We start from the raw sequence: 25,831 nt of genomic DNA, 5'->3' as shown, positions 1-25,831 counted from the left end.
AGGACTGCAAGGGAGGAAAGTGCCGGGTATCAGCGCTTTGCACTTGCTTGCGCGCCAGCACCTTCTTCCACCCAACTCGGGAGAGGTGCCATGCCGTGCTTTCGTGGTGGTTCCGGCGCGCTCGCGCGACCAGCCGAACCGTCCAGCCTCCGCCTGAGGGCACTGGCGCTCAATGCCGGCATGGCCGCCCTGGCGCTTGCCGCCGGCCTGTGGCTGGCGCCACCCGCACAGGCCCAGGAAACGCAGATCATCAATCCCGGATCGATGGCGGTGACCGGCTTTTCCGGCACCGTGATCCCTGGGTTCGAGGAAGGGCTGCCACCCGGCGTCGATCCGGTCGACGAAACCTTCATCGACACCGAGCGCGCGACCTTGCGCGTTTTCGACGTCACGGCACTTGGCGGACCACCCTCCGGCCAACTCGTAAACACGCCTCAGCCCTTCGAGGTCCTGGCCAGCCAGATCGGCCAGGTCTTCGCCCTGACCTTTGACGATGGCGTCCGCAACGGTACCCCGTCAGGCGTACCCGACCTCTACGCGGGCGCGACCTCGCTGCACGGCATCCGCATCGTCACGCCCGACGCCGACGCCGACGGTCGGCCCGAGCGCGAGCGTCGCGGCAAGGCCAGCGCCACTTTCATGGCCGGCCAGTTCGGCGAGGAGAATGGCGGCGGACCCGGCACGATCTGGCGCATCGACGGCATTTCGGGTGCCGTCAGCAAATTCGCCGACATCGACACAAACAGCGGTCCCGGCATTGGCGACGTCACCTTCGACAAGGTTCATCGCCAGTTCTTCGCCTCCGATCTCGACACCGGCCTGATCCACCGCATCGACGCAACGGGCGCCGCGGTCGACACCTTCGACCACGGTGTTGAGGGGCGTCCGGTGCGCGGACTGGCGCCGACGGCCGACGACGGCGCGGTGATGGATATCGAAGGTGCCGCCTTCGACAGCGAGGACGCAGGCACCTGGGGCTACACCCAGGACGAACGTCGGGTCTGGGGCACAGCCTTTTATGGCGGCCGCGTCTACTACGCGGTCGGTGACAAGGCCGAGATCTGGTCGGTCGGTATCGCCCGCGACGGCAAATTCGCCGGCGATCCGCGCTGGGAGCTGACGGTTACGGCCGACAAGGACCTGCCGGTCACCGACATCGCCTTCGACAACAAGGGCTTCATGTATCTGGCCCAGCGCGGCGAGATCGAAAACCGCTACGACTACAGCCAGTTCGCCGACACCGGCGATGGCGAGGTCATCCGCTACTGGCGCGAAAGCCCCGACGATCCGGCGACCGAAAGCATCTGGGTGCCGGTGCCGCAGGAATATGCCGTCGGTTTCCCCGAGGGCAATCGCCAGTCGGCCGGCGGCATCGACCTGCAATATGGCTATGACGCGCAGGGCTTCCTCAACCCCAACGCCTGCACCGACACCATCGTCAAGACGGGCGACAAGCTGAGGGACAATCCGGCCCTGGCCGAGCAGCTCGCCGTGGGCGGTCCGCTTGCCGTCCATGGCGTGCAGATCACCTCGCCCTCACTCGTCAAGCCGGCCAACGTTCCGCCCTTCGGCTCGTGGTTCGTCGACTTCGACAGCTTCTTCGAGGACCCCGAGGTCGAGGGTCACGTCGGCGACGTCGAGATCTGGCGGCCATGCGAAGGCCGTGCCGGCTACTACGAGCAGCTCCCTTATCCGGGCGATTATCCGACGCCGCTGTGGCCGCCGGACTTCCCGCCGCCCGGCAACATCCCGCCTTGTCTCGACGTCGAGGCGGTCGAGTATTTCTGCACCCCGGCCGGGCTCGAGGCCGATCTCTATGTGCGCGACGTTGCAGGCATCGGCGGCGATTCCGTCAAGGCCGATTCCAGGACGCCGGGCGTCGGCATTACACCGTTGCAACAGACCAAGGCTCCGGGCGCGCCGTTCACCATCGGGGTGACGGGGCATTTCCCCGGCGACACGGTCAATGTTGGCCTGTGCTTCTACAAGCAGTCCGACGCCGACAAGGGCGGCTACTACCCTTGCTGCAAGGTGGTGGTGCCGCTGGCAACGCCCGTCGCAAGCTGCGAACCGTGAGGGAGGGAGAGATGACCATTCATAACTCCGCCCTGCTCGCCACGCAGAGCAACCCAACCGTCATGGAGACGATCATGAAACCCCTGTCCTTTGCCAGGCGCGGCGCGCGCTGGCTGGTGGCAGCAGGGATCGTGCTCGCCGCCATGCCCTTGTCGCCGGCAGCAGCCCAACCGCTGCCCGAGGTCGTGCCTGAATTGAGGCTCGACCATGCCGTACCGCATCCCGGCCACGACGACGTCGTGCCGTTCTTCACCAAGAAGGGCGTCCAGCGCAATTGCGACTATGTCATCTACAATCTGCGTTTCGGCGCCCGCGGCAATCCGGAGAAATTCTTTGATCCGGCCTTCGCCAACGGCCTGAAGGCGTTGCGGATGGACTTCCGCGACCAGGTCGCCGCTGGGTTGACGATCGTCAACGTCCAGGCATCAGGTGACGGCACCGATGCCGTCGGCGGTCCATTGCCGGCAGCGACCATCGGCACCACGACCAACCCCAATGATACGGCCACGATTTCCGACTTCCGCCTGTCGGCGACCGATCTCGACGGCGTCGGTGCACCCAACGAGCGCTACATCGACATCCGCATCACGGCTCTGATCGACCACGCCGCCTTCCCGGCGCCCGCGGTCGTCGACAATCAGGGCTTCGTCAAGCTTTCGGCAGGCCCCGGCTCGATCGAGATCCCCTCGCACGATCCGTCGAAGCCCGGCGACGGCGACTTCCGTACCGGCGAAAAGACCTCTATCCGCATCGACGTCACCGACTGCGAGCCGCCTCCGCCCCCGCCTCCGGGCGGTGACGGGCCGTGCTTCAAAGTCGAACGTAGCGATGTCGATTGTGTGCCCGGCGGCGGCGCCTACATCTACAACATGCCTGTCGGACCCGAGATGGCCGGCCGCTGGGTGCAACTTCGCACCACCACGCCCGGCATCACCATCGATCCGCCGCTGCAGCTCGTTCCGCCTGGTGGCGGCGTGCTGCACTGGGAGATCGAAGGTGCCGGCCCAGGTGATGTCGTGCATCTGATCGTCACCGGCATCGAGACCTATGCCGGTCCGGAAGAAGGTGTCGGCCTGTGCTGCACCCAGACCGTCGATATCGTCATTCCGCCCGACCTCAGGTGCCCGCCCGAAAAGCAGCCCGACATCAAGGTCGAGAAGCGTGCCGACGTTGCCCGCTGCACCGTGCTTGGCGGCTGCAACTTCACCATCCGCGTCACCAATGTCGGCGACGGCCCCTACAACGGCAAGATCGTGCTCGACGAGGTGACCTTGCCCGGCAACGCGACGATAGATTCCGGGCCCAATCCGCCCTGGACCTGTCTGCCGGCAACCAGCCCGATGAGCTGCGAGCATCCCGCGACCACACTCGACCCCGGCGAGTTTGTCGAACTCAAGATCGGCTTCAAGCCCGGACCCGGCTGGGAGGCACGCTTCATACGCAACTGCGCCGAATACGACTACACGGCGAGCGGAAAGCCCGAGGCGTTTGGCCGTACCGACAACGACAAGGCCTGCGCCACCATTCCGATCTGCAAGCGCGGCGATCCCGATTGCCGTCCGCCTGTCGAGAAGAAGGTTGACCTGCGCATCACCAAGGACCCGCGTTCGGTGTCCTGCAGCGCCGCCGGCGTCTGCAGCTTCCTGATCCGCGTCTTCAACAACGGCACCGAAACCTATGTCGGCCCGCTGACCGTGATCGACGACTATCCCACGGGAGCGCCGGCGTCCTCGACCTTCGGACCGAGCCCGCCTTGGACTTGTGGTCCGGCCGGCCCAGGCCAGTTCCGCTGCGAACACCCCGGCGTGGCGCTGGTGCCAGGCGCTTCGGTGCCGCTCTCCGTGGTTGCCATCGTTCCGGCCGACTACCAGTCCGACACCATCCGCAACTGCGGTGAGGTGCGGGCGATCCCCGGTGAGACGGTACTGGGCAACAACAAGGCCTGTGCCGAGATGCGCATCCCGCATCCGGGACGTCCGAAGCTGAGTGTCCAGAAGACCGGCGACCGGCTGTGCCGGACCGGCCAGCCCTGCACGTTCGAGATCACCATCACCAACAGCGGCACCGGCGCCTTCAATGGCTCGGTCCGCATCGGCGATGCGATCGGCGTGGACGGGCTCGGCAGGCTGGACGGCGTTCCGATCAGCTCGATCGAGCCGCCCTTCGGCTGCTCGCCGGAACCGGCGACGCTGCCGCTGTCCTGCGTTGCCAACATCAGCCTTGGTGCCGGCGAAAGCCGTGTCCACAGGGTGACGGTGGTAATCCCGGACGATGGCCGCCTCGCCAACTTCCCGCGGCCTGCGCCGGCCCAGAACTGCGTTGCCGTGCTTCCGCCCGACACGCCGGTTCGCGGGCTCGACATGGCCGGCGGAACGGCGGTTCCGGGTGGTCTCGGCGGCAGTCCTTATGCCTGCCACCGCTTCCTGATCGACCATGAGGAAAAGCAGCAGTGCTCGGAAGGCTTCGTCCTCAACCAGGCAGGCCGCTGCGTCTGCCCCGAGGGGACGACCTTCCGCAATGGCCAGTGCGTGCCCGATGGCGGCACGATAACGCCGGTTCCGCCGGTCACGCCGCAATGCCGCCTGCTGCCCGGCCAGATCCGCACCGAGGACGGGCGCTGCATCTGCCCGCGTGGCACGGAGCTCAGCAATGGCAAGTGCGTGCGGCCGGAGCAGCCGCCGGAACGGCAGTGCAAGCTGCTGCCCGGCCAGATCCGGACGCAGGACGGAAGCTGCATCTGCCCGCGCGGCACCGAGCTGAAGAACGGCCGCTGCGTCAAGGATGTGCCTCCGGTGCGCCAGTGCACGCTGCTGCCGGGCCAGATCCGGACGCAGGACGGACGTTGCATCTGCCCTCGCGGCACCGAGCTCAGGAACGGCCGCTGCGTCAAGGATGTGCCGCCGGTACGTCAGTGCACGCTGCTGCCTGGCCAGATCCGGACCAAGGACGGGCGCTGCATCTGCCCGCGTGGTACCGAGCTGATCAGGGGCGCATGCCGCAAGGCACCGACGACGCAGTGCCCAGACGGCACCTCGCTGGTGCGCGGCCGCTGCGTGCCCGACCGTCAGGACACCGTCTGCCGCCGTGGCGAGGTGCTGATCAACGGCCAGTGCATGACAGTCGAGCGTGAATGCCCGCGCGGCACGATCGGCAAGTATCCGAACTGCCGTCCGCGCCAGCGTCCGACGCTCGAGATCATGCCGATCAATCCTGACGTGTTCCGCGGCCTGATCCCGCAGAGGCAGCCACAGCCTCAGCGGCCCAGCAACAACAACATCATTCCGCAGTGATCGGAGCGAACGCATGGAACCCCGCCGGCCTGGCCGGCGGGGTTCTGCTTTTCAGGCTTGAGGGCACCATTTTTCGAGTGACGGCCTGCTCGGCTTCTTTTCCGCAACTACGGTCGGAAAACCGCCGCACATCTCCCCGGAATTGCGCTTGGCCGCGATGCGGCGGGATTCTCGGCTCGACAAGGGCCGCCGCTTTAATTAGGCAGTCCGGAAAACCGGCTCTGCCCCTTTCGAAAGGCCTGAACGTGAGCAACAAGACCCTGATTGCACCCTCGGTGCTGTCGTCCGATTTCTCCAAGCTCGGCGACGAGGTCGAGGCGATCGTCGCCGCAGGCGCCGACTGGATCCATCTCGATGTCATGGACGGCCATTTCGTCCCCAACATCACCTTCGGCCCGCCTGTTATCAAGGCGATCCGCAACCGCACCGACAAGGTGTTCGACTGCCATCTGATGATCCAGCCCGCCGACCCGTATCTCGCGGCTTTCGCTGACGCCGGCTGCGACATCATCACGGTTCATGCCGAAGCCGGTCCGCATCTCGACCGCTCGCTGCAGACAATCCGCAATCTCGGCAAGAAGGCCGGCGTGTCGCTCAATCCGTCGACGCCGGAATCGGTGATCGAATACGTGCTCGACCGCCTCGACCTGGTGTTGCTGATGACGGTCAACCCGGGCTTCGGCGGCCAGGCCTTCATCCCGGCGGTGATCGACAAGGTCAAGCGCGTCAAGGCAATGATCGGCAACCGTCCGATCGACATCGAGATCGACGGCGGCGTCACGCCCGAAACCGCACCGCTGGTCACTGCCGCCGGCGCCAATGTGCTCGTCGCCGGCAACGCCGTCTTCAAGGGCGGGCCGACGGCCTATGCCGCGAATATCGAGGCGATCCGAACTGCTGCTGACAAGGCGGCGATCTGAGACTTGGATGTTGGGGGAGAAGATCCCCCTCTCCGTCACGGCTTCGCCGTGCCACCTCTCCCCCACTTCATGGGGGCGAGGAAACGCCAATCGCCAGGCGCTGGCCTTGCGAAAACTCGTTGAATGAGGAGTGGCGGACTAGCAGGATTTAGGTTCCTCGCCCCCACAAAGTGGGGGAGAGGTGGCTCAGGCGAAGCCCGAGACGGAGAGGGGGCTTTCCTCAGTCGGTGAGGACTCCCCCTCGGTAAGACTAAGCCTCAAACACCTGCTTGCCGTCGATCCACGTCCCCGACACGTCGAGCCCGTCCGTCAGTTGCACGGCATTCGCCGCATAGCCCTTGGCCAGTCGCCCGAGGCGGTGGTCCTGCTTGACTGCCTCGGCCGGATAGAGCGAGGCCATGCGGATGGCTTCGTCGAGGGTGTAGCCCATCTTCTCGTGCATGAAGCGTACCGCCGAGATCATGTCGAGATCGGCACCCGCAAGCGTGCCGTTTTCCAGCGTCAGGCGGCCGTTTTCGCGCTTGATCGTCCGGCCGTTAAGCTGGAACGAGGTGAGGTCGGTGCCAATGGTCGCCATGGCGTCGCTGACCAGGAAGATGCGGGCAGGGCCGTTTTTGGCCTTGAGCGCAATGTGCATTGCCGCCGGATCGACATGGATGCCGTCGGCGATCAGGCCGGCCGAAAGCGTCGGAATGTTGACAGCAGCGCCGACGAGCCCGGGCTCGCGGTTGCCGATCTGGCTCATGGCGTTGAACAGATGTGTCGCCATCGAAGCGCCCGCCTCGGCGTAGTCTTTGGCGGTGCGATAGCTGGTGTCGGTGTGGCCGAGGCTGATGACGATGCCGGCATCCGACAGAAGCTTGACCTGCTCGGCCTTGACCGATTCAGGTGCAATCGTCGTCAAAAGCACCGGCATCGATGGCCGCGCGGCAATCAGCGCTGCCTCGTCTTCGGCATCCATCGGGCGGATCAGCTGCGGATCGTGCGCGCCTTTGCGGGCGAGCGACAGATGCGGACCTTCGAGGTGCAGGCCGAGGAAGCCCGGCACTTTCCGCTTCGCGGCTTCCACGCCGGCGGCGATCGTCGAGCGGGTGATCTCGCGCGTGTCGGTGATCAGCGTCGGCAGCACCGCCGTCGTGCCGAAAGCCATCTGCGCCTTGCAGACGATCTCGAGCGTGTCGACGTCGGGCTTGTCATTGAGCATCAGCCCGCCGCCGCCATTGACCTGCAGGTCGATGAAGCCGGGAACGAGCATGGCGCCCGCCTCGGCGACCTTCACGCCATCGGGGATATCGCGGCGCGCGACGATGCCCTCGATGACACCGTCCGCAACCAGCAGCGCGGCGTCCTGGTGCCAGGCGTCACCGTCGAAGATGCGCCCGGCTGCTATGGCAAGACGGTCGCTCATATCGTTTCGGTCACTTTGCGCAGGTTGGGCGGGGTGTCGGGGTTGAGGCCGCGATGGCGGGCGAAGGCCTCGACGAAGCCGTAGAACGAGGCGATCAGCATCAGCGGATCGGTGAGCGGATGGCCGGTGGCGACATGCTCCAGCACCTTGGCCCTCTTGGCCAGCGACGAGGTGATGTGGATCGCCGCACCGCGGTCGGCGAGGCCGTCGGCGGCCTGGGCGATCGACGGTTCGGAGGCGTCGCGCGCGGCCAGCGCCAGCACCGGGAAGCCCGGGCGCACCAGCGCCAGCGGGCCGTGCATCACTTCAGCCGCGCTGTAGGACTCGGCATGCATGGCGCAGGTTTCCTTGAACTTCAGCGCCGCCTCGTTGGCGATGGCGAAGGACGGGCCACGGCCGAGGATGAACAGCGAATTGCCCTCGGTCAGTTCGCCGGCAATGCCCATCCAGTCGCAGTCGACGGCCTTGGCGAAGTGTTCGGGCAGAGCGTCGAGCGCGGCGAGCAGCTTGTCGTCGCCGGTCCAGTGGGCAAGCACGGCGAGGCCTGCGACCGCCGAATTGACGAAGGTCTTGGTGGCGGCAACGCTCTTCTCGACGCCGGCGCGGATATCGATGGCGTGTTCGGACGCCTCGGCCAGCGGCGAGCCGGCGGTGTTGGTCAGTGCGATCGTCAGTGCGCCGCCAGCGCGTGCGCCCTCGGCCATGGCGACGATGTCGGGGCTTTTGCCCGACTGCGAGATGGCAAGGCAGGCGGAATCGGTGAGTTTCAGCTTGGCGCCATAGATCGACGAGATCGACGGGCCGATCGAAGCTACCGGCAGGCCGGCATTGAGCTCGATGGCGTATTTGAGGAAGGAGGCGGCGTGGTCGGAGGAGCCGCGGGCGACCGTCGTGACGAAACGCGGCTGGGCGCGCTTCAGGTGCAGGCCGGTCTCTGCCAGTTCCTTGGCCGAGCCCTCCAGCAGGCGGGCGGTCGCTTCGGGGATTTCGGCGATTTCGCGCCGCATATGGGTAGTCGCGTTCAAGTAGCTTCTCCTTCTTGCCCTTCCGGGCCGGGCAATCTCAGTTCCGCGACGAAGTCATAGGCGTCGCCGCGATAGATCGACTTGGTGAACTCGATCACCTTGCCGCTGGCAAGGTACGAAATGCGCTCGATCTGCAGGCAGGCCGAGCCGACCGGAACAAGGAGCAACTGTGCCTCGGGCTCGCCGAGATTGACGGCCGAGATGCGCTGCACCGCCCGGACCGGGCGATGGCCGGTCTTGCCAAGAGCCATATAGAGCGAAGATGTCACTTCGTGAGGGTCTGGCAGCACCGAAGCTGAAATTGTTGCGCGCTCGATGGCAAGCGGCGTCTCGTCGGCGATGCGCAGGCGGCTGAGCCGCGACACCAGCTCGCTGGCGGAGAGACCGAGCACCATCATCTCGTCGGGCGAGGCGGTGTAGATGCCGCGGTCAAGCCATTGTGAACGAGCCGCCATGCCGCGCCGCGCCATGTCTTCGGTGAACGAGGTCAGCCGCGACAGCGACTGTTCGACGCGCTCCATACGCGGAGCGACGAAGGTGCCGGAGCCGTGGCGCTGCACAAGCACGCCCGACTTGACCAGGTCCTGCACCGCCTTGCGCACCGTGACGCGCGAAATGTCGGCCTGGGCCGCAATATCGCGCTCCGAGGGCAGGGCGTCGCCGGGACCGATCAGGCCGCGCTTGACCGCTTCCTCGATGTTCTTCTTGAGCTGGAGGTACAGTGGCGCGCCAGACTGGCTGACGTCGCGCAGGGCGGCGAAAATGCGTTCGGCACCGTCATCCATGGTGACCTCCCGCTTTGCGGAATTTCTTCACCGCCATCTGCACGGCGCCGCCGAGCGCGTCCTGCAGCGGCGGATGCATGATGGTGCGATAGCGCTTGGAAAGCAGCGGTGCATAGAGGCCGGCGAGCCCGCCGAGAAGGCAGAGTCGTTCGCTGGGCGCGAGATCGAAAACGGCGAGCGTTTCCTCGACGTCGGCAACGGCGCGCTCGACAAGCTTCTGTCCGACAGCGTCGCCTTTTGCTGCATGCTCGAAAACCATCGGCGCAAACTGGCCGTAGTCTCCGGGCTTCGCATTGGTGGTGAACTCGACAATGTCGCTGGGGTTGTCGTTGAAGCGCTCCAGCATGATGTCGGTCAGTGCCGAGCCGGCATGGATCCTGTCGTAGACCAGCAGGCTTTCCTGCAGCAGGTCGCGGCCGATGCGCGCGCCACTGCCGAGATCACCGATCTGAAAGCCCCAGCCGCCGAGGGGCTGGAACTGGCCGAGCCTGCGACCGAGGTAGACGGTGCCGGTGCCGAGTGCCGCGATCGCGCCGTCATGGTCGCCGAGCGCGCCTTCCAACGAAATCAGCGAGTCATTCTCTACGGAGCTGTTTCGAAACGGCAGCATGGCTTCAAGCCGCTGCTTGTAGTCGCCGACATTGGCGCCTGCGAGCCCGAGCACCGCGTCGGCATTGGCGATCAATGCCGGGTCCTGGCCGGCATCCACGAATGCCTGGCGGGCTGCCTCGACGATATTGTTGCACGCACCGGCAAGGTCGGTGCGGATATTGGCCGGCCCGCCACGCCCGCGGCCGATGATATCGCCGCTTGCATTGGCCAGAGCGGCCCGGCAGCCAGTGCCGCCACCATCTATCCCGAGCACAAGATCCACGGTGTTTTCTCCTCGAGGCTGATAATACCAATAAAATACCAATAGCCAAGTGCTAAATTCCGGATGGCGGAGCCTGATGCCCATCCAATTGAATTTTAGGGGATTTTTGAATTGCCTTGCGCTGCAGCAAAGGAATTTGTTAACGGCGCTGGACAAGTGGTATTTTTTTGGTATTGTCGATGAAAGGGAGAGACAGAATGGCGCCAAGGCGTACAGAAGCGGTGCACAAGGATGCCGGGGGCATTGATGCCCAGGCACCCGATTCCGTTCTTCGCCTGCTTGCCGATGCGCAGATCGAAGCTGCGCGCGCCGTTCACGCCGCCATCCCCGCAATTGCCCAAGCCGCTGAAAAGATTGCTGCCTGCCTGGCGCGCGGCGGTCGTCTCGTCTACGCGGCGGCCGGAAGCTCTGGCCTGATGGCGCTGGCCGATGCGCTCGAACTGCCCGGCACCTTCGGCATCCCGCGCGAGCGTGTCTTCATTCTTCTGGCTGGCGGCCGCGAGGCGCTGGTCAATCTCGCCGGCGGTCCCGAGGACGATGTTGCCCTGGCCGTCAGCGACGTTGCCGGGACCTGCCTGGAAGCGGGCGACTGCCTTGTCGCTGTCTCGGCCAGCGGCTCGACGCCTTATGCAATGAGCGCGCTCGAAGAGGCGCGGCGCCGCGGTGCCGCGACCATCGCCTTCGCCAACAATGCAGGCGCGCCGATGTTTGACCGCGCCGATGTTTCCGTGCTGCTGGCGACGCCGCCGGAAGTCGTTGCCGGCTCGACCCGCATGGGCGCCGGCACGGCGCAGAAGATTGCGCTCAATATGATGTCGACGCTGGCCGCGATTCATCTCGGTCATGTCCATGACGGCTACATGGTCAATTTGCACGCCGACAACATCAAGCTGCACGAGCGTGCCGCGCGTATCGTTACGGCCATTTCAGGCTGCGATACGGCGACTGCCCAGGCCTTGCTCGCAAAGAGCGGCGGTTCGGTCAAGCTCGCCATCCTTTTGGCTTCCGGCGCGTCCAGCCCGGAAGCGGCAAACCAACTTCTTGAAGGGGCGGGCCAACGGCTCAGGTCCGCACTTTCGAAACTCGAGGGGAGCAGTGGCTCTCATCAGTAGAGGCCCGAGAGAAAGTACAAAACAGGGAGAACTGAAATGTCTAACAGGTTGCTTACTGGACTTCTGATGGCGTCCAGCATTCTCGGCTCCGCCGGGATCGCTCTCGCCCAGGACAAGACGCTGACGATCGAAAGCTGGCGTAACGACGACCTCGCCATCTGGCAGGAAAAGCTGATCCCGGCCTTCGAGAAGGCCAATCCGGGTATCAAGGTCACCTTCTCGCCGTCGGCTCCGACCGAGTACAACGCCGCCCTCAACGCCAAGCTCGACGCAGGCTCGGCTGGTGACCTGATCACCTGCCGTCCGTTCGACGCTTCGCTCGAGCTGTTCAAGAAGGGTCACCTCGCCGACCTGACCTCGCTGAAGGGCATGGAGAACTTCTCCGACGTCGCCAAGTCCGCCTGGCAGACCGACGATGGCAAGGCCAGCTTCTGCGTGCCGATGGCGTCCGTCATCCACGGCTTCATCTACAACAAGGACGCCTTCGAGAAGCTCGGCATTGCCGTGCCGGCGACCGAGGACGAGTTCTTCGCAGCGCTCGACAAGATCAAGGCCGACGGCACCTACATCCCGATGGCGATGGGCACCAAGGACCTCTGGGAAGCCGCGACCATGGGCTATCAGAACATCGGCCCGAACTACTGGAAGGGTGAGGAAGGCCGCCTGGCGCTGATCAAGGGCGATCAGAAGCTGACCGACGCCGACTGGGTTGCGCCTTATGCGACGCTGGCCAAGTGGAAGCCTTACCTCGGCGACGGTTTCGAAGCCCAGACCTATCCGGACAGCCAGAACCTGTTCACCCTCGGTCGCGCCGCCATCTATCCGGCCGGTTCGTGGGAGATCGCGACCTTCAACACCCAGGCTCAGTTCAAGATGGGCGCCTTCCCGCCGCCGGTCCGCAAGGCTGGTGACACCTGCTACATCTCAGACCACAACGACATCGGCATTGGCCTCAACCCCAAGAGCGCGAATGCCGAAGCCGCCAAGACCTTCCTGACCTGGGTGGCTTCGCCAGAATTCGCGTCCATCTATGCCAACGCGCTGCCGGGCTTCTTCAGCCTGAACTCGGCCGCCGTGAAGATGGAAGATCCGCTGGCCCAGGAATTCGTCTCCTGGCGCGAGAAGTGCAAGCCGACGATCCGCTCGACCTACCAGGTCCTGTCGCGCGGCACGCCGAACCTCGAGAACGAAACCTGGGTCAAGTCGGCCAACGTCATCAACGGCACCGAGACCCCGGAAGCTGCTTCTGCCGAACTGCAGAAGGGCCTCGACAGCTGGTACAAGCCGGCTAAGTAAGATCCGGCGGGCTTGATGCTCGCTTGGGAGGGCGCCGCTTTGGTGGCGCTCTCCATTCCCTCGGCGATTTCGAACCTCGCGGAATCGGCAAGAGGGGTTGAATGCTCGCGCACAAAGATGCGCTACTGCTTCCAGGCCATTGGCGGGAAGCCCGCAGAGGTCCATCCTCGCTATGATGAACAACGGCCTCCCAAACGGCCGGACCCAGGGATTTTGACATGTCGCAGCAAAGCCTAGAGCATAGCCAAGACAGAAGACCAACGCGTTGGCACATCGCCGTGTTCCTGGCGCCTGCGCTGCTGGTCTACACCGCGGTGATGATCCTGCCGCTGTTCGGTACCTTGCAGCTGTCGCTGTTCCGCAATGTCGACAATGCCCAGGTCTTTGCCGGCTTCGACAATTTCCGCACCCTGTTCGGCGATCCGCGCTGGTCGGCTTCGTTCTGGAACGCACTCGGCAACAACACCTGGTTCTTCATCATCCATATGCTGGTGCAGAACCCGATCGGCGTGGTCCTTGCGGCCCTGCTGTCGAGCCCCAAGCTGCGCTTCTCGGCCTTCTACCGCACGGCGATCTTCATCCCGACGCTGCTGTCCTTCGTCATCGTCGGTTTCGCCTGGAAACTGATCCTGAGCCCGCTCTGGGGCGTCGCGCCCAATCTGCTCGACCTCGTCGGCCTGAAGAGCCTGTTCGTGCCCTGGCTCGGCAAGGAAGAATACGCGCTGACCGCGCTCAGCCTGATCTCGGTCTGGCAGTTCGTCGGCATCCCGATGATGCTGATCTACGCCGCCATGCTGTCGATACCCGACGAGGTCATCGAGGCCGCCGAATGTGACGGCGTCACCGGTTTCTCGCAGTTCTGGAAGATCCAGCTGCCGCTGATCCTGCCCTCCATCGGCATCATCTCGATCCTCACCTTCGTCGGCAACTTCAACGCCTTCGACCTGATCTACTCGGCGCAGGGCGCGCTTGCCGGTCCAAACTACGCCACCGACATCCTGGGTACGTTCCTCTACCGCACCTTCTTCGGCTTCCAGCTGCAGATCGGCGACAAGAACATGGGCGCCACCATCGCCTCGATGATGTTCTTCATCATCCTCGCCGGCGTCTGCCTGTACCTGTTCCTTATCCAGACGCGGCTGCGCCGCTACCAGTTCTGAGGGCGTCATGAGCAAGGCTGCCTCCTCCCTGCCACGCACCATCGGCGCGCATGCGGTGCTGCTGACCTACACCGCGATCGCGCTGTTTCCGGTGATCGTCATCGTCGTCAACTCGTTCAAGTCGCGCAACGCCATCTTCCGGTCGCCGCTGTCGCTGCCGACATCAGAGACCTTCGACCTGATCGGCTACACCACCGTGATGGCGCAGGGCGACTTCTTCCTCTATTTCCAGAACAGCCTGATCGTCACGGTTGCCTCGCTGTTCTTCGTGCTGCTGTTCGGCGCCATGGCGGCGTTTGCGCTGTCGGAGTACCGCTTCAAGGGCAACACCATGATGGGCCTCTATCTGGCCCTCGGCATCATGATCCCGATCCGCCTCGGCACGGTCGCGATCCTGCAACTGATGGTGGCGTCGGGCCTGGTCAACACGCTGACCGCGCTGATCCTGGTCTACACCGCCCAAGGCCTGCCGCTCGCCGTCTTCATCCTGTCCGAATTCATGAAGCAGGTGTCGGACGATCTGAAGAACGCCGGCCGCATCGACGGTCTCAGCGAATACCGCATCTTCTTCCGCCTCGTCCTGCCGCTGGTCCGTCCGGCAATGGCGACGGTTGCGGTCTTCACCATGATCCCGATCTGGAACGACCTGTGGTTCCCGCTGATCCTGGCGCCGTCCGAGGCGACCAAGACGGTCACCCTTGGCGCCCAGGTGTTCATTGGCCAGTTCGTCACCAACTGGAACGCCGTGCTGGCGGCACTCTCGCTGGCGATCCTGCCGGTGCTGATCCTCTACTTCTTCTTCTCGCGGCAGCTGATCCGCGGCATCACTTCCGGAGCCGTCAAGTGACAACTGAAAAGCCCCTTCGCGTCGTCGTTGCCGGCCTCGGCAACATGGGCCGCAGCCACGCGCTGGCCTATCACAACAACCCCGGCTTTGAGATCGCAGCCCTGGTCAATCGCTCCGACGTGCCGCTGCCCGAGGGCATGGAAGGTTACGGCATCCAGCGTTCCTTCGAAGGCGCGTTGCGTGAACTCAGACCAGACGTCGCCTCGATCAACACCTATTCCGACAGCCATGCCGATTATGCCGTCATGGCAATGGAGATGGGCTGCCACGTCTTCCTGGAGAAGCCGCTGGCAACAACGGTCGCCGACGCCGAGCGGGTCGTCGCCTGCGCCAAGGCCAATGGTCGCAAGCTGGTGATCGGTTACATCCTGCGCCACCACCCGTCGTGGATGCGCCTGATCGGCGAAGCCCGTGCGCTTGGCGGTCCCTACGTGTTCCGCATGAACCTAAACCAGCAATCCTCGGCCCATAAGTGGGACACCCACAAGCAACTGATGAAGACGACCTCGCCGATCGTCGACTGCGGCGTGCACTATCTCGATGTCATGTGCCAGATCACCGATGCCAACCCGGTCGAGGTGCGTGGCATGGGCCTGCGCATGACCGACGAGATCGCGCCCGACATGTACAATTACGGTCACCTGCAAGTGCTGTTCGCCGACGGTTCGGTCGGCTGGTACGAGGCCGGCTGGGGCCCGATGATGTCGGAGACGGCGTTCTTCGTGAAGGATGTGATCTCGCCCAAGGGCAGCGTCTCGATCGTCGTCAACGAGGCGGCCACCAAGTCGGACGACGTCGATTCCCACACCAAGACAAGCATGATCCGCGTCCACCGCGCCGAGCTCGGCGCAGACGGCAGCTTCGTCCATGCCGACGAGGACCTGTCGATGAAGGACGAGCCGGGCCATCAGGGCCTGTGTGATCGCGAGCAGGCCTTCGTGCTGAAGGCCATCCGCGAGGACATCGACCTTACCCGCCACATGGACGATGCCGTCAAATCACTGCGCGTGTGCCTCGCCGCGGACGAAAGCGTCCGCACCGGCCGCCCGGTCAAGCTTTAACAGGAAGGAAGACCTGTGGGTTCTCTCAAGATCGAAAACGTCAAGAAGTCCTTTGGCCCTGTCGACGTGCTGAAGGGCATCGACCTCGACGTCAAGGACGGTGAGTTCGTTGTCTTCGTCGGCCCGTCGGGCTGCGGAAAGTCGACGCTGCTGCGCATCATCGCCGGCCTCGAGGACGCGACCTCGGGCAATGTGCTGATCGACGACGCCAGGGTCACCAACGCCCCGCCGTCGAAGCGCGGCATCGCCATGGTGTTCCAGACCTACGCGCTCTACCCACATCTTACCGTGCGCGACAACATGGCGCTCGGCCTCAAACAGGCCGGCACGCCGACGGCCGAGATCGACAAGCGCATTGCCGCTTCTTCGGCCATGCTGTCGCTGGAGCCCTACCTCAAGCGTCGTCCGGCCGAACTCTCCGGTGGCCAGCGCCAGCGCGTCGCCATCGGCCGCGCCCTGGTGCGCGAGCCCAAGCTGTTCCTCTTCGATGAGCCGCTGTCGAACCTCGACGCCGCCCTACGCGTCAACACGCGCCTCGAGATCGCCCAGTTGCACAACCGCCTCAAGGCGACGATGGTCTACGTCACTCACGACCAGGTCGAGGCGATGACGCTGGCTGATCGCATCGTCGTGCTCAACGCTGGCCGCATCGAGCAGGTCGGTGCGCCGATGGAGCTCTACAACAAGCCGGCCAACCTGTTCGTTGCCGGTTTCATCGGCTCGCCAAAAATGAACTTCATCGAAGGTGCTCGCCTCGGCGAAACCGTCAAGACGGTCGGCGTCCGCCCCGAGCACATTTCGGTCAGTCAGACCGAGGGCGCGTGGAAAGGAACGGTGGTCCATGCCGAGCATCTCGGCGCCGACACCAACGTCTTCCTCGAAACCGAAAAAGCCGGCCTCATCACCATTCGCCTCTTCGGCGAGTACCAGACCGGCCCCGGCGCCACGCTTTATGCCACGCCCGAGCCAGCCCGCACCTATCGCTTCGGCGAAGACGGCAAGGTTCTGGGCTGACGATTTGATGCGGCGGGGAGGGCGGCTACCCCCTCTCCGTCACGGCTTCGCCGTGCCACTTCTCCCCCACTCCGTGGGGGAGAGGAAACGCCAATCTCGAAGGGCGCAATCTGCCAGAACTCGGTTCCTCGCCCCCTCAACGGAGAGGCGGTTACCGCCGCCTCAGATGGGCAGTCGCTTCGGCATCCACCCCATCATTCCCAATCACCACTCCGAACATGTCAGCGGCCTGCTCGCGCGTATAGTAGCCGAGCCCGATGTCACGCAGCACCAACTCGGGATCGCGCTCCAGCGGATCGCCATAACCGCCGCCGCCCGGCGTGCCGACCGACACGCGGTCGCCTGATTTCAGCGGAATGTCCTGCTCCTTGGACAGATGCGGCGGCACATGCGCCGCACCGTCGCGAAACACCGTCACCGAATTGACCATGCCATCGCGCCCGCCGAGCGCGCCCTGCGGGCCGGTGCGGCCGTGGTCCATGACGAAGGAGGCGCGCGCCGCGCCACGCAGCAGCTCGATCTCGTAGGCGAGGCCGAACCCGCCGCGCTGTTTGCCGGCGCCGCCAGATCCCTCGCGCAAGGCATAGTGTCGGTAGAGCACGGGATAGGCCTGTTCCATGATCTCGACCGGCGGCGATTTCGAGATGCCGATGGTCGAACAGCCGTTGGACAGCCCGTCATGACTTGAATTGCCGCCATAACCGCCGCCCGAGATCTGGTACATGACATAGTCGCGGCCGCGCGCCGGATCATTGCCGCCGAGCGCGAAATTGCCGCTCGAACCGGCGGGTGCCGCCGTCACCTTGTCGGGAACCGCCTGCACCATGGCGGCGAAGACGGCCTCGGCGATGCGCTGCGACACTTCCGCCGCGCAGCCCGAGACGGGGCGAGGGTAGCGCGCATCCAAGAACGTGCCCTCCGGCCGCTTGACGATCAACGGCTCGAAGGCGCCCGCGCTGATCGGCACATCGGGAAAGATGTGCCGCATGGCGAGATAGACCGAGGACAATGTCGTCGCCAGCACGCTGTTCATCGGCCCGGCGCAAGGTGCGGACGAGCCGGCGAAGTCGAAGGTCAGCGTGTCGCCGGCCTTGGCGATCGACAGCGCGATGGTCAGCGGCGCATCGACCACGCCGTCGGAATCGACGAAGGCCTTTGACCGGTAGATGCCGTCGGGCAGGGCAGCGATATGCGCCCGCATCTGTTCCGCCGCGCGTCGGCGCAGTTCGGCGATCGCCGCCGTGACGGTGTCATCACCGTAACGATCGAGAATCTGGAACAGCCTCTCCTGCCCCACATGGAGCGCCGCCGCCTGGGCGCGGATGTCGCCGATGCGCTGGTCGGCCACCCGGATGTTCGAGCAGATGATGGCGTAGATCTCGGGGTCCATCACCCCTTTCTTGAACAGCTTGACCGGCGGCAGGCGCAGGCCCTCCTGTTCCACTGCCGTCGCGGAGGCGGAAAAGCCGCCTGGCACGGCACCGCCGATATCCGGCCAGTGACCGGTGTTGGACAGCCAGCAGAAGACTTTTCCCGCACGCCACACCGGCATGGCGAAACGCACGTCCATCAGATGCGTGCCGCCGAGATAGGGGTCGTTGACAACATAGATGTCGCCTGGCTCGGGCCGCAGCACACGTCCGTCCGATATCATCTCGATGATGGTCTTGGTCGAGTGTTGCATGACGCCGACGAATACCGGCAGCCCTTGCGACCCTTGCGCGATCAGCGCGCCGTCGATCGCCGAATAGATGCCATCCGAGCGGTCGTTGGCCTCGGCGATAACGGGCGAAAACGCCGCGCGCGAAAACGTCAGGTCCATCTCGTCGCAGGTCTGCTGCAGCGCTGCCTGGATGACGGAAAGAGTGATGGCGTCGAGGGTCATGACGCCTCCACCTCGACGATGATGTTCCCATCCCGGTCCGACCGGGCCCGGTCGCCCGGCTCCAGAACCGTCGTCGCATCCATCTGCTCGAGGATCGCCGGTCCCAATATTTCGGCGTCGAGCGGCAGCTTCTCCCTGAGATAGACCGGCGTGTCGCGCCAACTGCCGTCGAACCACACCGGGCGCACTTCGCGCAGCGCCTCCGCCAGCGTCGCCGCCCGTCCGGCCGGGTCGATCAGGCGACTGAGGTCGACCTCGGGTCGGGCGCCGGTCACCGATGTGTTAAGGTTGACGAGATTGGCGCGGATCTCCGGCAGTTCGACCTTGAAACGGGCGAAATAGGCCTTCTCGAACAGCGCTTGCAACGTCGCGCGGTCGACATCCGCCGAGGGCAGCGGCACGTTGACGATGTGCGTCTGCCCGACGAACTGCATGTCGGCGGAGTGGCTGACGCGAATGCTCTTCGGCCGCACCGCCTCCTGGGCGATCAGCGCCTCGCCTGCCGTGCGATGCCCGGCGAGAATGTCCCGCGCCCGCTGCTCGTCGAGCAGCGCGACCGGCTGGTTGACCGTGTTGACGAAGTCGTGGCGCAGATCGGCGACGACGCAGCCGAGCGCATTGGTGATGCCGGGCCGCGCCGGTACCAGCACCCGCGGCAGGCCGAGTTCGCGGGCAAGCGCCGTTGCATGAAGCGGGCCGGCGCCACCGAAGGCAAACAGCGTGAAGTCGCGCGGGTCGTGTCCGCGCGACACCGACACCATGCGGATGGCGCCTGCCATCTTGATGTTGCCGAGCCGGAGCACCGCCCCTGCCGCCGAAATACCATCAAGCCCGGTCGCCTTGCCGATCCTGTCTTCGAAGATCTGGCGCACTGCCTCGGCCGTCACCGGCGCGTCGACTGCGAGCAGCCTTTTCGGGTCGAGCCGCCCGAGCACCAGATTGGCATCGGTGATCGTCGGCTCGGTGCCGCCGCGACCATAGCAGATAGGGCCGGGATTTGCGCCGGCGCTCTCCGGCCCGACCTGGATCAGCCTGGAAGCGTCGACACGGGCAATCGAGCCGCCGCCGGCACCGACTGTGTGTACCGCTACCATCGGCACATGGATCGGCATCGCATATTCGATCTCGATCTCGTTGGAGACCGCAGGCTCTGCATCGAGGATCAGCGCGACGTCGGTCGAGGTGCCGCCCATGTCGTAGGTGACGAGATGGCCATAGCCGGCGCGCCGGCCGGTATACGCTGCGGCGATGACACCCGAGGCCGGGCCTGACATGACGGTCTTGGCCGCTTCGCGGGTGACGAAGCGTGCCGAGATCATGCCGCCATTGCCGTTCATGATCAGGAAGTCGCGGCCATAGCCACGCGCCGTCAGCTCGTTGCGCAACCGCCCGACATAACGTTCGAGGATCGGCTGCACGGCGGCGTTGACCGAGGCCGTGACCCCGCGCTCGAACTCGCGTGCCTCCGAAAGCAACGAGTGGCCCGTGGCGATGTGGCCGTTCGGCCAGCTTTCTCCAGCGATCTCGGCAGCGCGGCGCTCATGGGCGGGATTGGCATAGGCGTGCAGGAAATGGATGACCAGCGCTTCGCAACCGGCGGCGGCCAGCTGGTTGACTGCCCGCCGCACCTCGTTCTCGTCGAGCGGCTCGCGCACCCGTCCCGAGGCTTCGACGCGTTCGGTGACCTCGAGCCGGAGATTGCGTGGGATGACCGGCACGAAGACGCCGGTCATGCCATAGGGCTGTGGCCGCGTGCGCCTTCCGAGCTCGATCACGTCACGAAAACCGCGCGTCGTGATCATACCGGTTTTCGCCAGCCTGCGCTCCAGCACGGCATTGGTGGTGGTGGTCGTGCCATGCACGATCAGGTCGATGTCGGCGATCGGAAAACCTGTTGCAGCGAGTGCCGCGATCACGCCATGCGCCTGGTTTTCAACTGTTGTCGGTGTCTTGGCGATGCGGACCGTCCCGCCATCCCTGCCGTCGATCAGCAGCAGGTCGGTGAAGGTTCCCCCGACGTCGATGCCTGCCACGACATTTCCCGCCTCTGCGGGAATATTCTCGTCCATGGACTAATCCCGAAAAGCCCGGACTACGTTCCTGTGCCAGTTTAGAAAGGCGTTTTATGCCACAATCTTGACGCTGATATCATTTGTATACTAATTAATAACCCGAACAAGGTCCCATTATTTGCCTGTATTTCCGCTGCGCGCCGGGTCTGGAAACGTCGCCGCGCCGGGCGAGAGGTTTGATCGATGAACACCGCAGCAGCGCTGAAGACGGCCGAAGCCAAGCCGCTTCAGTTCCCAATCCCTGCTAATGTCTACGCCGAAACCGTGGTTTCGGTGAAACATTACACGGATCGCCTCTTTTCCTTCCGCATCACCCGGCCGCAGTCGCTGCGCTTCCGTTCGGGCGAGTTCGTCATGATCGGCCTGCCCAACGCCGAAAAGCCTGTTTACCGTGCCTATTCGGTAGCAAGTCCGTCCTGGGACGACGAAGTCGAGTTCTTCTCGATCAAGGTGCCGGATGGTCCTCTGACCTCCGAATTGCAGAAGATCGTTCCCGGCGACACGGTCCTGATGCGCCAGAAGTCGACCGGCACGCTGGTGCTCGACGCGCTGACCCCGGGCAAGCGCCTTTTCATGATCTCGACCGGCACCGGCATCGCGCCCTTCGCCAGCCTGCTGCGCGATCCCGATACCTATGAGCGCTACGAGCACGTCTTCCTTACCCACACCTGCCGCGACGTGGCCGAGTTGACCTATGGCCAGGAACTGGTCGCCAATCTCGAAAGCGACCCGCTGATCGGCGAGCTGACCCATGGCCGCGTCACGCTCTACAATTCGACGACGCGTGAGGAATCCGAGCGCATGGGCCGCATCACCGCGCTCATTTCGTCGGGCAAGTTCTACAGCGACCTCGGCATCGACAAGCTCGATCCCGAAACCGACCGCATCATGATCTGCGGCTCGATGCACATGCTGAAGGACGTCAAGGAACTGGCTGAGAGCCTCGGCTTCGTCGAGGGCTCGCTGAATGAGCCGGGCAGCTTCGTCGTCGAGCGCGCCTTCGTCGGCTGATGCTTCCCTCAGTGCCGGATCGCCTGGCGGTCCGGCGTTTTGACCATCCGGTCAAAATAACGCTTCGCCGTTTCGATTTTTCGTCTAACTTCCGCCCCGGGGACTCGTGGAGCATAGCTACACGGGCTATTCTTGTTTTGCCGCGACGAAAGCATGGCTTTCCGTCGACGGCTCTTGAGATGTCGCGCCGACGACAAGGCGTCCGGAGGAAAGGCAGTCACATGAGCGGCAAGCTGCGCGAAGCCGAGAATCCGTCATCCGCCACCGTTACACCCTTGCCATCGCGGATGGCCGCGAATGCGGCCGACACGCACGCCATCGTCCGCAATCCCGGCATGGCGCTTGATCTTGGTTTTCTGGAATCGATGCGCAGCGTCAACCGTTCGGCGCTGGAGCGGCGGGTCGGCACGCTGACCAAACGGCGCTCGATCAAGGCCGACAACCAGGCGGCGTGGCTGCTCAGGTCGATCTCGCTGATGGATCTGACGACGCTCAACTCCAACGACACCGACGAGCGTGTGCGCCGGCTCTGCGCCAAGGCGCTGAACCCGCTGCGCCGCGACCTGACCGAGGCGCTGGGACTGGGTGAGGTGCTGATCCGGCCGGCGGCGGTCTGCGTCTATCATCCGTTCGTGGCCACCGCCGTGGAAGTGGTGAAGGGGTCGGGTATCCATGTCGCTGCGGTGTCGACGGCCTTTCCGCATGGCCTGGCACCGTTGTCGACACGTCTCGCCGAGATCGAGGCGTCGGTATCAGACGGCGCCGACGAGATCGACGTCGTCATTCCGCGCGGACTGGTGTTCGGTGCGAAGTGGCAGGAGCTCTATGACGAGATCAAGCAGATGCGCGCTGCCTGCGGCGAGGCCCATCTCAAGGTCATCCTCGGTACCGGCGATCTGGCGACTTTGCGCAATGTCACGCTCGCCTCGATGGTGGCGATGATGGCGGGTGCCGATTTCATCAAGACCTCGACCGGCAAGGAAAGCGTCAACGCGACGCTGCCCGTCGGCCTCGCCATGGTCAGGGCCATCCGCGCCTATCACGAGCAGACCGGCTATCTCATCGGCTTCAAGCCGGCCGGCGGCATCTCGACGGCCAAGGTCTCGCTCGACTGGCTGGTGCTGATGAAGGAAGAACTCGGCCGGCCCTGGCTCGAACCGGAGCTGTTCCGCTTCGGCGCGTCGAGCCTGCTGACCGACATCGAGCGCCAGCTCGAACACCACATCAGCGGCCGCTACTCGGCCAACCACCGCCACGCCATGGCGTGAGACGATGCGAAAGCAATCGCCGTGGAGCTTCTTCGCATCCCCCTCTGGCCTACCGGCCATCTCCCCCGCAAGGGGGGAGATTGGCAGCTTCGCCGCTCACACCTTTCCTCCAACCTCGATGATTGGCGGCGACGTCAGCGCAGGCTGATCTCCCCCCTTGCGGGGGAGATGGCCGCCCCTTTGACAAATATGGGGCCAGAGGGGGGTGCGAAGGATCGCCGACCTCGCAACGAATTGCTGGGAACATTCCAATGAACATTCTCGAACGATACCACGCCATGGATTATGCCCCAGCCCCCGAGGCCCGCTCAGAAGCCGATGCCTGGCTTGGGGCCCGCGATTTCTCGAAGGCGCTGTTCATCGCAGGCGACTGGCGCGCCGGCATTGACGGCAAGAGCTTCGACACATCCGATCCCTCAACCGGCAAGCTTCTGGCCAAGGTGTCGGACGCCTCTGCCGCCGACATCGAGACGGCGGTGGCCGCGGCCCGCAAGGCGCTGCCCAAGTGGAGTGCTGCCTCGGGTTATGAGCGCGCAAAAGTGCTTTATGCCATCGGCCGCGCCATGCAGCGCCACCAGCGCCTGTTTGCGGTGCTGGAAAGCCTCGACAACGGCAAGCCGATCCGCGAGAGCCGCGACATCGACGTGCCGCTGGCGATCCGCCACTTCATCCACCATGCCGGCTGGGCCCAGTCGCTGGCGAGCGAATTCCCAGGCCGCAAGCCAGCCGGTGTCGTCGGCCAGATCATCCCGTGGAACTTTCCGCTGCTGATGCTGGCCTGGAAGATCGCACCGGCCCTTGCCACCGGCTGCACCGTTGTCCTGAAGCCGGCCGAGTTCACGCCGCTGACGGCAATCTTGTTCGCCGAGATCTGCGAACGTGCCGGTGTGCCCAAGGGCGTGGTCAACATCGTCCAGGGCGGACCCGAGGCAGGGGCTGCGATCGTTAACCATCCCGGCATCGACAAGATCGCGTTTACCGGCTCGTCGGAGGTCGGCAAGATCATCCGCAAGGCAACTGCGGGCTCTGGCAAGAAGCTGTCGCTGGAGCTTGGCGGCAAGTCGGCCTTCATCGTCTTCGAAGACGCCGATCTCGACAGCGCCGTCGAGGGGCTTGTCGACGGCATCTGGTTCAACCAGGGCCAGGTCTGCTGTGCCGGCTCGCGGCTTCTGGTGCAGGAGAGCGTAGCCGAAGCCTTCATCGCCAAGGTCAAGACACGGATGAGCCGCCTGCGGGTCGGTTCTCCGCTCGACAAGAACACCGACATCGGCCCGCTGGTCGACAAGACCCAGCTCGACCGGGTCAGGCGCCTGATCGAGGAAGGCGCCAAACAGGGTGCCGTCTGCTGGCAGCCGGACCAGGACGTGCCATCATCAGGCTATTACCACCTGCCGACGCTGGCGACCGGTGTGGCGCCTGCCAACATCCTTGCCCAGGAAGAGGTGTTCGGCCCGGTGCTCGCCACCATGAGCTTCCGCAACACCGAAGAGGCGGTCGAACTCGCCAACAACACGCGTTACGGCCTTGCCGCCTCGGTGTGGAGCGAAAACGTCAATCTTGCCTTGCATGTCGCCCCGCAGCTCAAGGCCGGCGTGGTCTGGATCAACGGCACCAACATGTTCGATGCTGCCTGTGGCTTCGGCGGCTACCGCGAGAGTGGCTTTGGCCGCGAGGGCGGGCGCGAGGGGCTGGAGGAATATCTGGCGCCGAGCGAGCCGCATGGCCCTGTCATCAAGCCGTCGGTAGCACCGAAACAGGCCGCCCGCGACACCAGCGAGAACCAGGCCATCGACCGCACGGCAAAGCTGTTCATCGCAGGCAAGCAGGTGCGCCCCGACGGTAACTATTCGCTGCCGGTTCTCACCTCCAAGGGCAAGCTCGCGGGCGAGGTCGGCTTGGGCAGCCGCAAGGACATCCGCGATGCGGTCTCGGCGGCGCGCGCCTGCAAGGCCTGGCCCGAAGCGACCGCCTACAACAGGGCCCAGGTGCTCTATTATCTCGCCGAGAACCTGTCCGGCCGCACGGAAGAGTTCGCGACCCGCATCGTCGAACTGACCGGTGCCAGCCACAAGGCTGCCAAGGCAGAAGTCGAGGCCTCGATCGAGCGGCTGTTCTATTATGCCGGCATGGCCGACAAGTTCGAGGGCAGGGTGCACCAGCCGCCGGCGCGCACCGTCACGCTTGCCCTGCACGAGCCTGTCGGCGTCATCGGCATCGTTGCCCCTGACGAGGCGCCGCTGCTCGGCCTGATCTCGCTGCTCGCCCCGGCACTTGCCATGGGCAACACCACGGTCGTGGTGCCTTCGGCCGCCGCCCCGCTCGTGGCCACCGACCTCTACCAGGTACTCGAGTATTCAGACGTCCCTGCCGGTGCGATCAACATCGTCACCGGGCATACGGCGGAACTTGCGGCGGTGCTTGCCAAGCATGACGACGTCGACGGCCTCTGGGTCGTCGCCGAGGCCGAGATCTGCGCCAAAGCGGAGGCTGAATCTGTCGGCAATCTCAAGCGCGTCTGGACCAGCCACGGCCGCAGCCTCGACTGGCCGACCGCCCAGGGCGAAGCCTTCCTCCGCCGCGCCGTCGAGGTCAAGAACGTCTGGGTCCCATACGGGGACTGAGGGAAATAGGGGAATAGGGGAATAGAGGAATAGAGGAATAGAGGAATAGAGGAATAGAGGAATAGAGTTATCGCCTTCCCTTACTCCCTTACTCCCTTACTCCCTT

The 25,831-nt window shown here is 64.7% G+C and carries 18 protein-coding genes; 12 read left to right on the top strand and 6 right to left on the bottom strand.

Annotation, left to right across the window (positions count from 1 at the left end):
• Nucleotides 1-90 precede the first annotated feature (90 nt).
• The 3 genes from N7E70_RS02170 (at nucleotide 91) to rpe (ending at nucleotide 6,286) form a co-directional block, all read left to right on the top strand.
• Nucleotides 91-2,076 (top strand): hypothetical protein, encoded by a 1,986-nt coding sequence (locus N7E70_RS02170; RefSeq protein WP_442866487.1) that lies wholly within the window; start codon nucleotides 91-93, stop codon nucleotides 2,074-2,076.
• Between the two features lie 11 nt (nucleotides 2,077-2,087).
• Nucleotides 2,088-5,366, top strand: coding sequence for an EB domain-containing protein (locus tag N7E70_RS02165; RefSeq protein ID WP_263005414.1), 3,279 nt, complete (start codon nucleotides 2,088-2,090; stop codon nucleotides 5,364-5,366).
• Nucleotides 5,367-5,611: 245 nt separating this feature from the next.
• A complete protein-coding gene (gene rpe / locus N7E70_RS02160; protein WP_263005413.1) occupies nucleotides 5,612-6,286 on the top strand; it encodes a ribulose-phosphate 3-epimerase in 675 nt (224 codons plus the stop codon).
• A gap of 250 nt (nucleotides 6,287-6,536) precedes the next feature.
• Here rpe and nagA read toward each other — a convergent pair whose 3' ends face one another.
• Genes nagA through N7E70_RS02140 form a run of 4 tightly spaced genes read right to left on the bottom strand, consistent with a single transcriptional unit; the run spans nucleotide 6,537 to nucleotide 10,378 of the window.
• Nucleotides 6,537-7,694, bottom strand: coding sequence for an N-acetylglucosamine-6-phosphate deacetylase (nagA, locus tag N7E70_RS02155; RefSeq protein ID WP_263005412.1), 1,158 nt, complete (start codon nucleotides 7,692-7,694; stop codon nucleotides 6,537-6,539).
• Nucleotides 7,691-8,701, bottom strand: a complete 1,011-nt coding sequence (locus N7E70_RS02150) for an SIS domain-containing protein (RefSeq protein ID WP_263005461.1) — start codon at nucleotides 8,699-8,701, stop codon at nucleotides 7,691-7,693. The genes nagA and N7E70_RS02150 overlap by 4 nt, the downstream gene beginning before the upstream one ends.
• 14 nt (nucleotides 8,702-8,715) lie before the next feature.
• On the bottom strand, nucleotides 8,716-9,504 hold the full coding sequence (locus N7E70_RS02145) for a GntR family transcriptional regulator (protein WP_263005411.1): 789 nt from the start codon (nucleotides 9,502-9,504) through the stop codon (nucleotides 8,716-8,718).
• Nucleotides 9,497-10,378, bottom strand: coding sequence for a BadF/BadG/BcrA/BcrD ATPase family protein (locus tag N7E70_RS02140; RefSeq protein ID WP_192319340.1), 882 nt, complete (start codon nucleotides 10,376-10,378; stop codon nucleotides 9,497-9,499). The genes N7E70_RS02145 and N7E70_RS02140 overlap by 8 nt, the downstream gene beginning before the upstream one ends.
• Before the next feature lie 197 nt (nucleotides 10,379-10,575).
• Here N7E70_RS02140 and N7E70_RS02135 point away from each other — a divergent pair, with 197 nt between their 5' ends.
• The 6 genes from N7E70_RS02135 (at nucleotide 10,576) to N7E70_RS02110 (ending at nucleotide 16,868) form a co-directional block, all read left to right on the top strand.
• Nucleotides 10,576-11,490 (top strand): N-acetylmuramic acid 6-phosphate etherase, encoded by a 915-nt coding sequence (locus tag N7E70_RS02135; RefSeq protein WP_263005410.1) that lies wholly within the window; start codon nucleotides 10,576-10,578, stop codon nucleotides 11,488-11,490.
• Between the two features lie 36 nt (nucleotides 11,491-11,526).
• Nucleotides 11,527-12,786, top strand: coding sequence for an ABC transporter substrate-binding protein (locus tag N7E70_RS02130; protein WP_067955257.1), 1,260 nt, complete (start codon nucleotides 11,527-11,529; stop codon nucleotides 12,784-12,786).
• 218 nt (nucleotides 12,787-13,004) lie between these two features.
• A complete protein-coding gene (locus N7E70_RS02125) occupies nucleotides 13,005-13,946 on the top strand; it encodes a carbohydrate ABC transporter permease (protein ID WP_067955255.1) in 942 nt (313 codons plus the stop codon).
• 7 nt (nucleotides 13,947-13,953) lie between these two features.
• Complete coding sequence (locus tag N7E70_RS02120) at nucleotides 13,954-14,793, top strand: carbohydrate ABC transporter permease (protein ID WP_067955253.1); 840 nt, start codon at nucleotides 13,954-13,956, stop codon at nucleotides 14,791-14,793.
• Nucleotides 14,794-14,837: 44 nt separating this feature from the next.
• Nucleotides 14,838-15,854: a Gfo/Idh/MocA family protein gene (locus N7E70_RS02115; protein ID WP_154385905.1), complete on the top strand. Its 1,017-nt coding sequence runs from the start codon at nucleotides 14,838-14,840 to the stop codon at nucleotides 15,852-15,854.
• A gap of 15 nt (nucleotides 15,855-15,869) precedes the next feature.
• Nucleotides 15,870-16,868, top strand: coding sequence for an ABC transporter ATP-binding protein (locus N7E70_RS02110; RefSeq protein WP_067955250.1), 999 nt, complete (start codon nucleotides 15,870-15,872; stop codon nucleotides 16,866-16,868).
• A gap of 151 nt (nucleotides 16,869-17,019) precedes the next feature.
• On the opposite strand, the gene N7E70_RS02105 is transcribed toward N7E70_RS02110, so the two are convergent.
• Together N7E70_RS02105 and N7E70_RS02100 are read right to left on the bottom strand one after the other, a co-directional pair.
• Nucleotides 17,020-18,753 (bottom strand): hydantoinase B/oxoprolinase family protein, encoded by a 1,734-nt coding sequence (locus N7E70_RS02105; protein ID WP_263005409.1) that lies wholly within the window; start codon nucleotides 18,751-18,753, stop codon nucleotides 17,020-17,022.
• Complete coding sequence (locus N7E70_RS02100) at nucleotides 18,750-20,822, bottom strand: hydantoinase/oxoprolinase family protein (protein ID WP_263005408.1); 2,073 nt, start codon at nucleotides 20,820-20,822, stop codon at nucleotides 18,750-18,752. Before N7E70_RS02100 ends, N7E70_RS02105 begins: the two co-directional genes overlap by 4 nt.
• 186 nt (nucleotides 20,823-21,008) lie before the next feature.
• Here N7E70_RS02100 and N7E70_RS02095 point away from each other — a divergent pair, with 186 nt between their 5' ends.
• The 3 genes from N7E70_RS02095 (at nucleotide 21,009) to N7E70_RS02085 (ending at nucleotide 25,725) form a co-directional block, all read left to right on the top strand.
• Entirely contained in the window at nucleotides 21,009-21,836 is an 828-nt protein-coding gene (locus N7E70_RS02095; RefSeq protein ID WP_067955244.1) for a ferredoxin--NADP reductase, read from the top strand.
• Between the two features lie 221 nt (nucleotides 21,837-22,057).
• Nucleotides 22,058-23,104: a deoxyribose-phosphate aldolase gene (gene deoC / locus N7E70_RS02090; RefSeq protein WP_067955243.1), complete on the top strand. Its 1,047-nt coding sequence runs from the start codon at nucleotides 22,058-22,060 to the stop codon at nucleotides 23,102-23,104.
• Between the two features lie 251 nt (nucleotides 23,105-23,355).
• Nucleotides 23,356-25,725: an aldehyde dehydrogenase family protein gene (locus N7E70_RS02085; protein WP_263005407.1), complete on the top strand. Its 2,370-nt coding sequence runs from the start codon at nucleotides 23,356-23,358 to the stop codon at nucleotides 25,723-25,725.
• Nucleotides 25,726-25,831 lie beyond the last annotated feature (106 nt).

Source organism: Aminobacter sp. NyZ550, from assembly GCF_025628925.2.
GTDB classification, from domain to species: Bacteria; Pseudomonadota; Alphaproteobacteria; order Rhizobiales; family Rhizobiaceae; genus Aminobacter; species Aminobacter ciceronei.
The sequence above is the reverse complement of the archived record's forward strand: the minus strand, read 5'-3'. Positions and strand labels throughout refer to the sequence as shown.

Bases quoted from the DNA above. Each gene is read 5' to 3' on its own strand.
- N7E70_RS02170 (WP_442866487.1), top strand. From the start codon at position 91: ATGCCGTGCTTTCGTGGTGGTTCCGGCGCGCTCGCGCGACCAGCCGAA.
- N7E70_RS02165 (WP_263005414.1), top strand. From the start codon at position 2,088: ATGACCATTCATAACTCCGCCCTGCTCGCCACGCAGAGCAACCCAACC.
- nagA (WP_263005412.1), bottom strand. From the start codon at position 7,694: ATGAGCGACCGTCTTGCCATAGCAGCCGGGCGCATCTTCGACGGTGAC.
- N7E70_RS02150 (WP_263005461.1), bottom strand. From the start codon at position 8,701: ATGCGGCGCGAAATCGCCGAAATCCCCGAAGCGACCGCCCGCCTGCTG.
- N7E70_RS02145 (WP_263005411.1), bottom strand. From the start codon at position 9,504: ATGGATGACGGTGCCGAACGCATTTTCGCCGCCCTGCGCGACGTCAGC.
- N7E70_RS02135 (WP_263005410.1), top strand. From the start codon at position 10,576: ATGGCGCCAAGGCGTACAGAAGCGGTGCACAAGGATGCCGGGGGCATT.
- N7E70_RS02130 (WP_067955257.1), top strand. From the start codon at position 11,527: ATGTCTAACAGGTTGCTTACTGGACTTCTGATGGCGTCCAGCATTCTC.
- N7E70_RS02125 (WP_067955255.1), top strand. From the start codon at position 13,005: ATGTCGCAGCAAAGCCTAGAGCATAGCCAAGACAGAAGACCAACGCGT.
- N7E70_RS02120 (WP_067955253.1), top strand. From the start codon at position 13,954: ATGAGCAAGGCTGCCTCCTCCCTGCCACGCACCATCGGCGCGCATGCG.
- N7E70_RS02115 (WP_154385905.1), top strand. From the start codon at position 14,838: ATGGGCCGCAGCCACGCGCTGGCCTATCACAACAACCCCGGCTTTGAG.
- N7E70_RS02105 (WP_263005409.1), bottom strand. From the start codon at position 18,753: ATGACCCTCGACGCCATCACTCTTTCCGTCATCCAGGCAGCGCTGCAG.
- N7E70_RS02100 (WP_263005408.1), bottom strand. From the start codon at position 20,822: ATGGACGAGAATATTCCCGCAGAGGCGGGAAATGTCGTGGCAGGCATC.
- N7E70_RS02095 (WP_067955244.1), top strand. From the start codon at position 21,009: ATGAACACCGCAGCAGCGCTGAAGACGGCCGAAGCCAAGCCGCTTCAG.
- deoC (WP_067955243.1), top strand. From the start codon at position 22,058: ATGAGCGGCAAGCTGCGCGAAGCCGAGAATCCGTCATCCGCCACCGTT.
- N7E70_RS02085 (WP_263005407.1), top strand. From the start codon at position 23,356: ATGAACATTCTCGAACGATACCACGCCATGGATTATGCCCCAGCCCCC.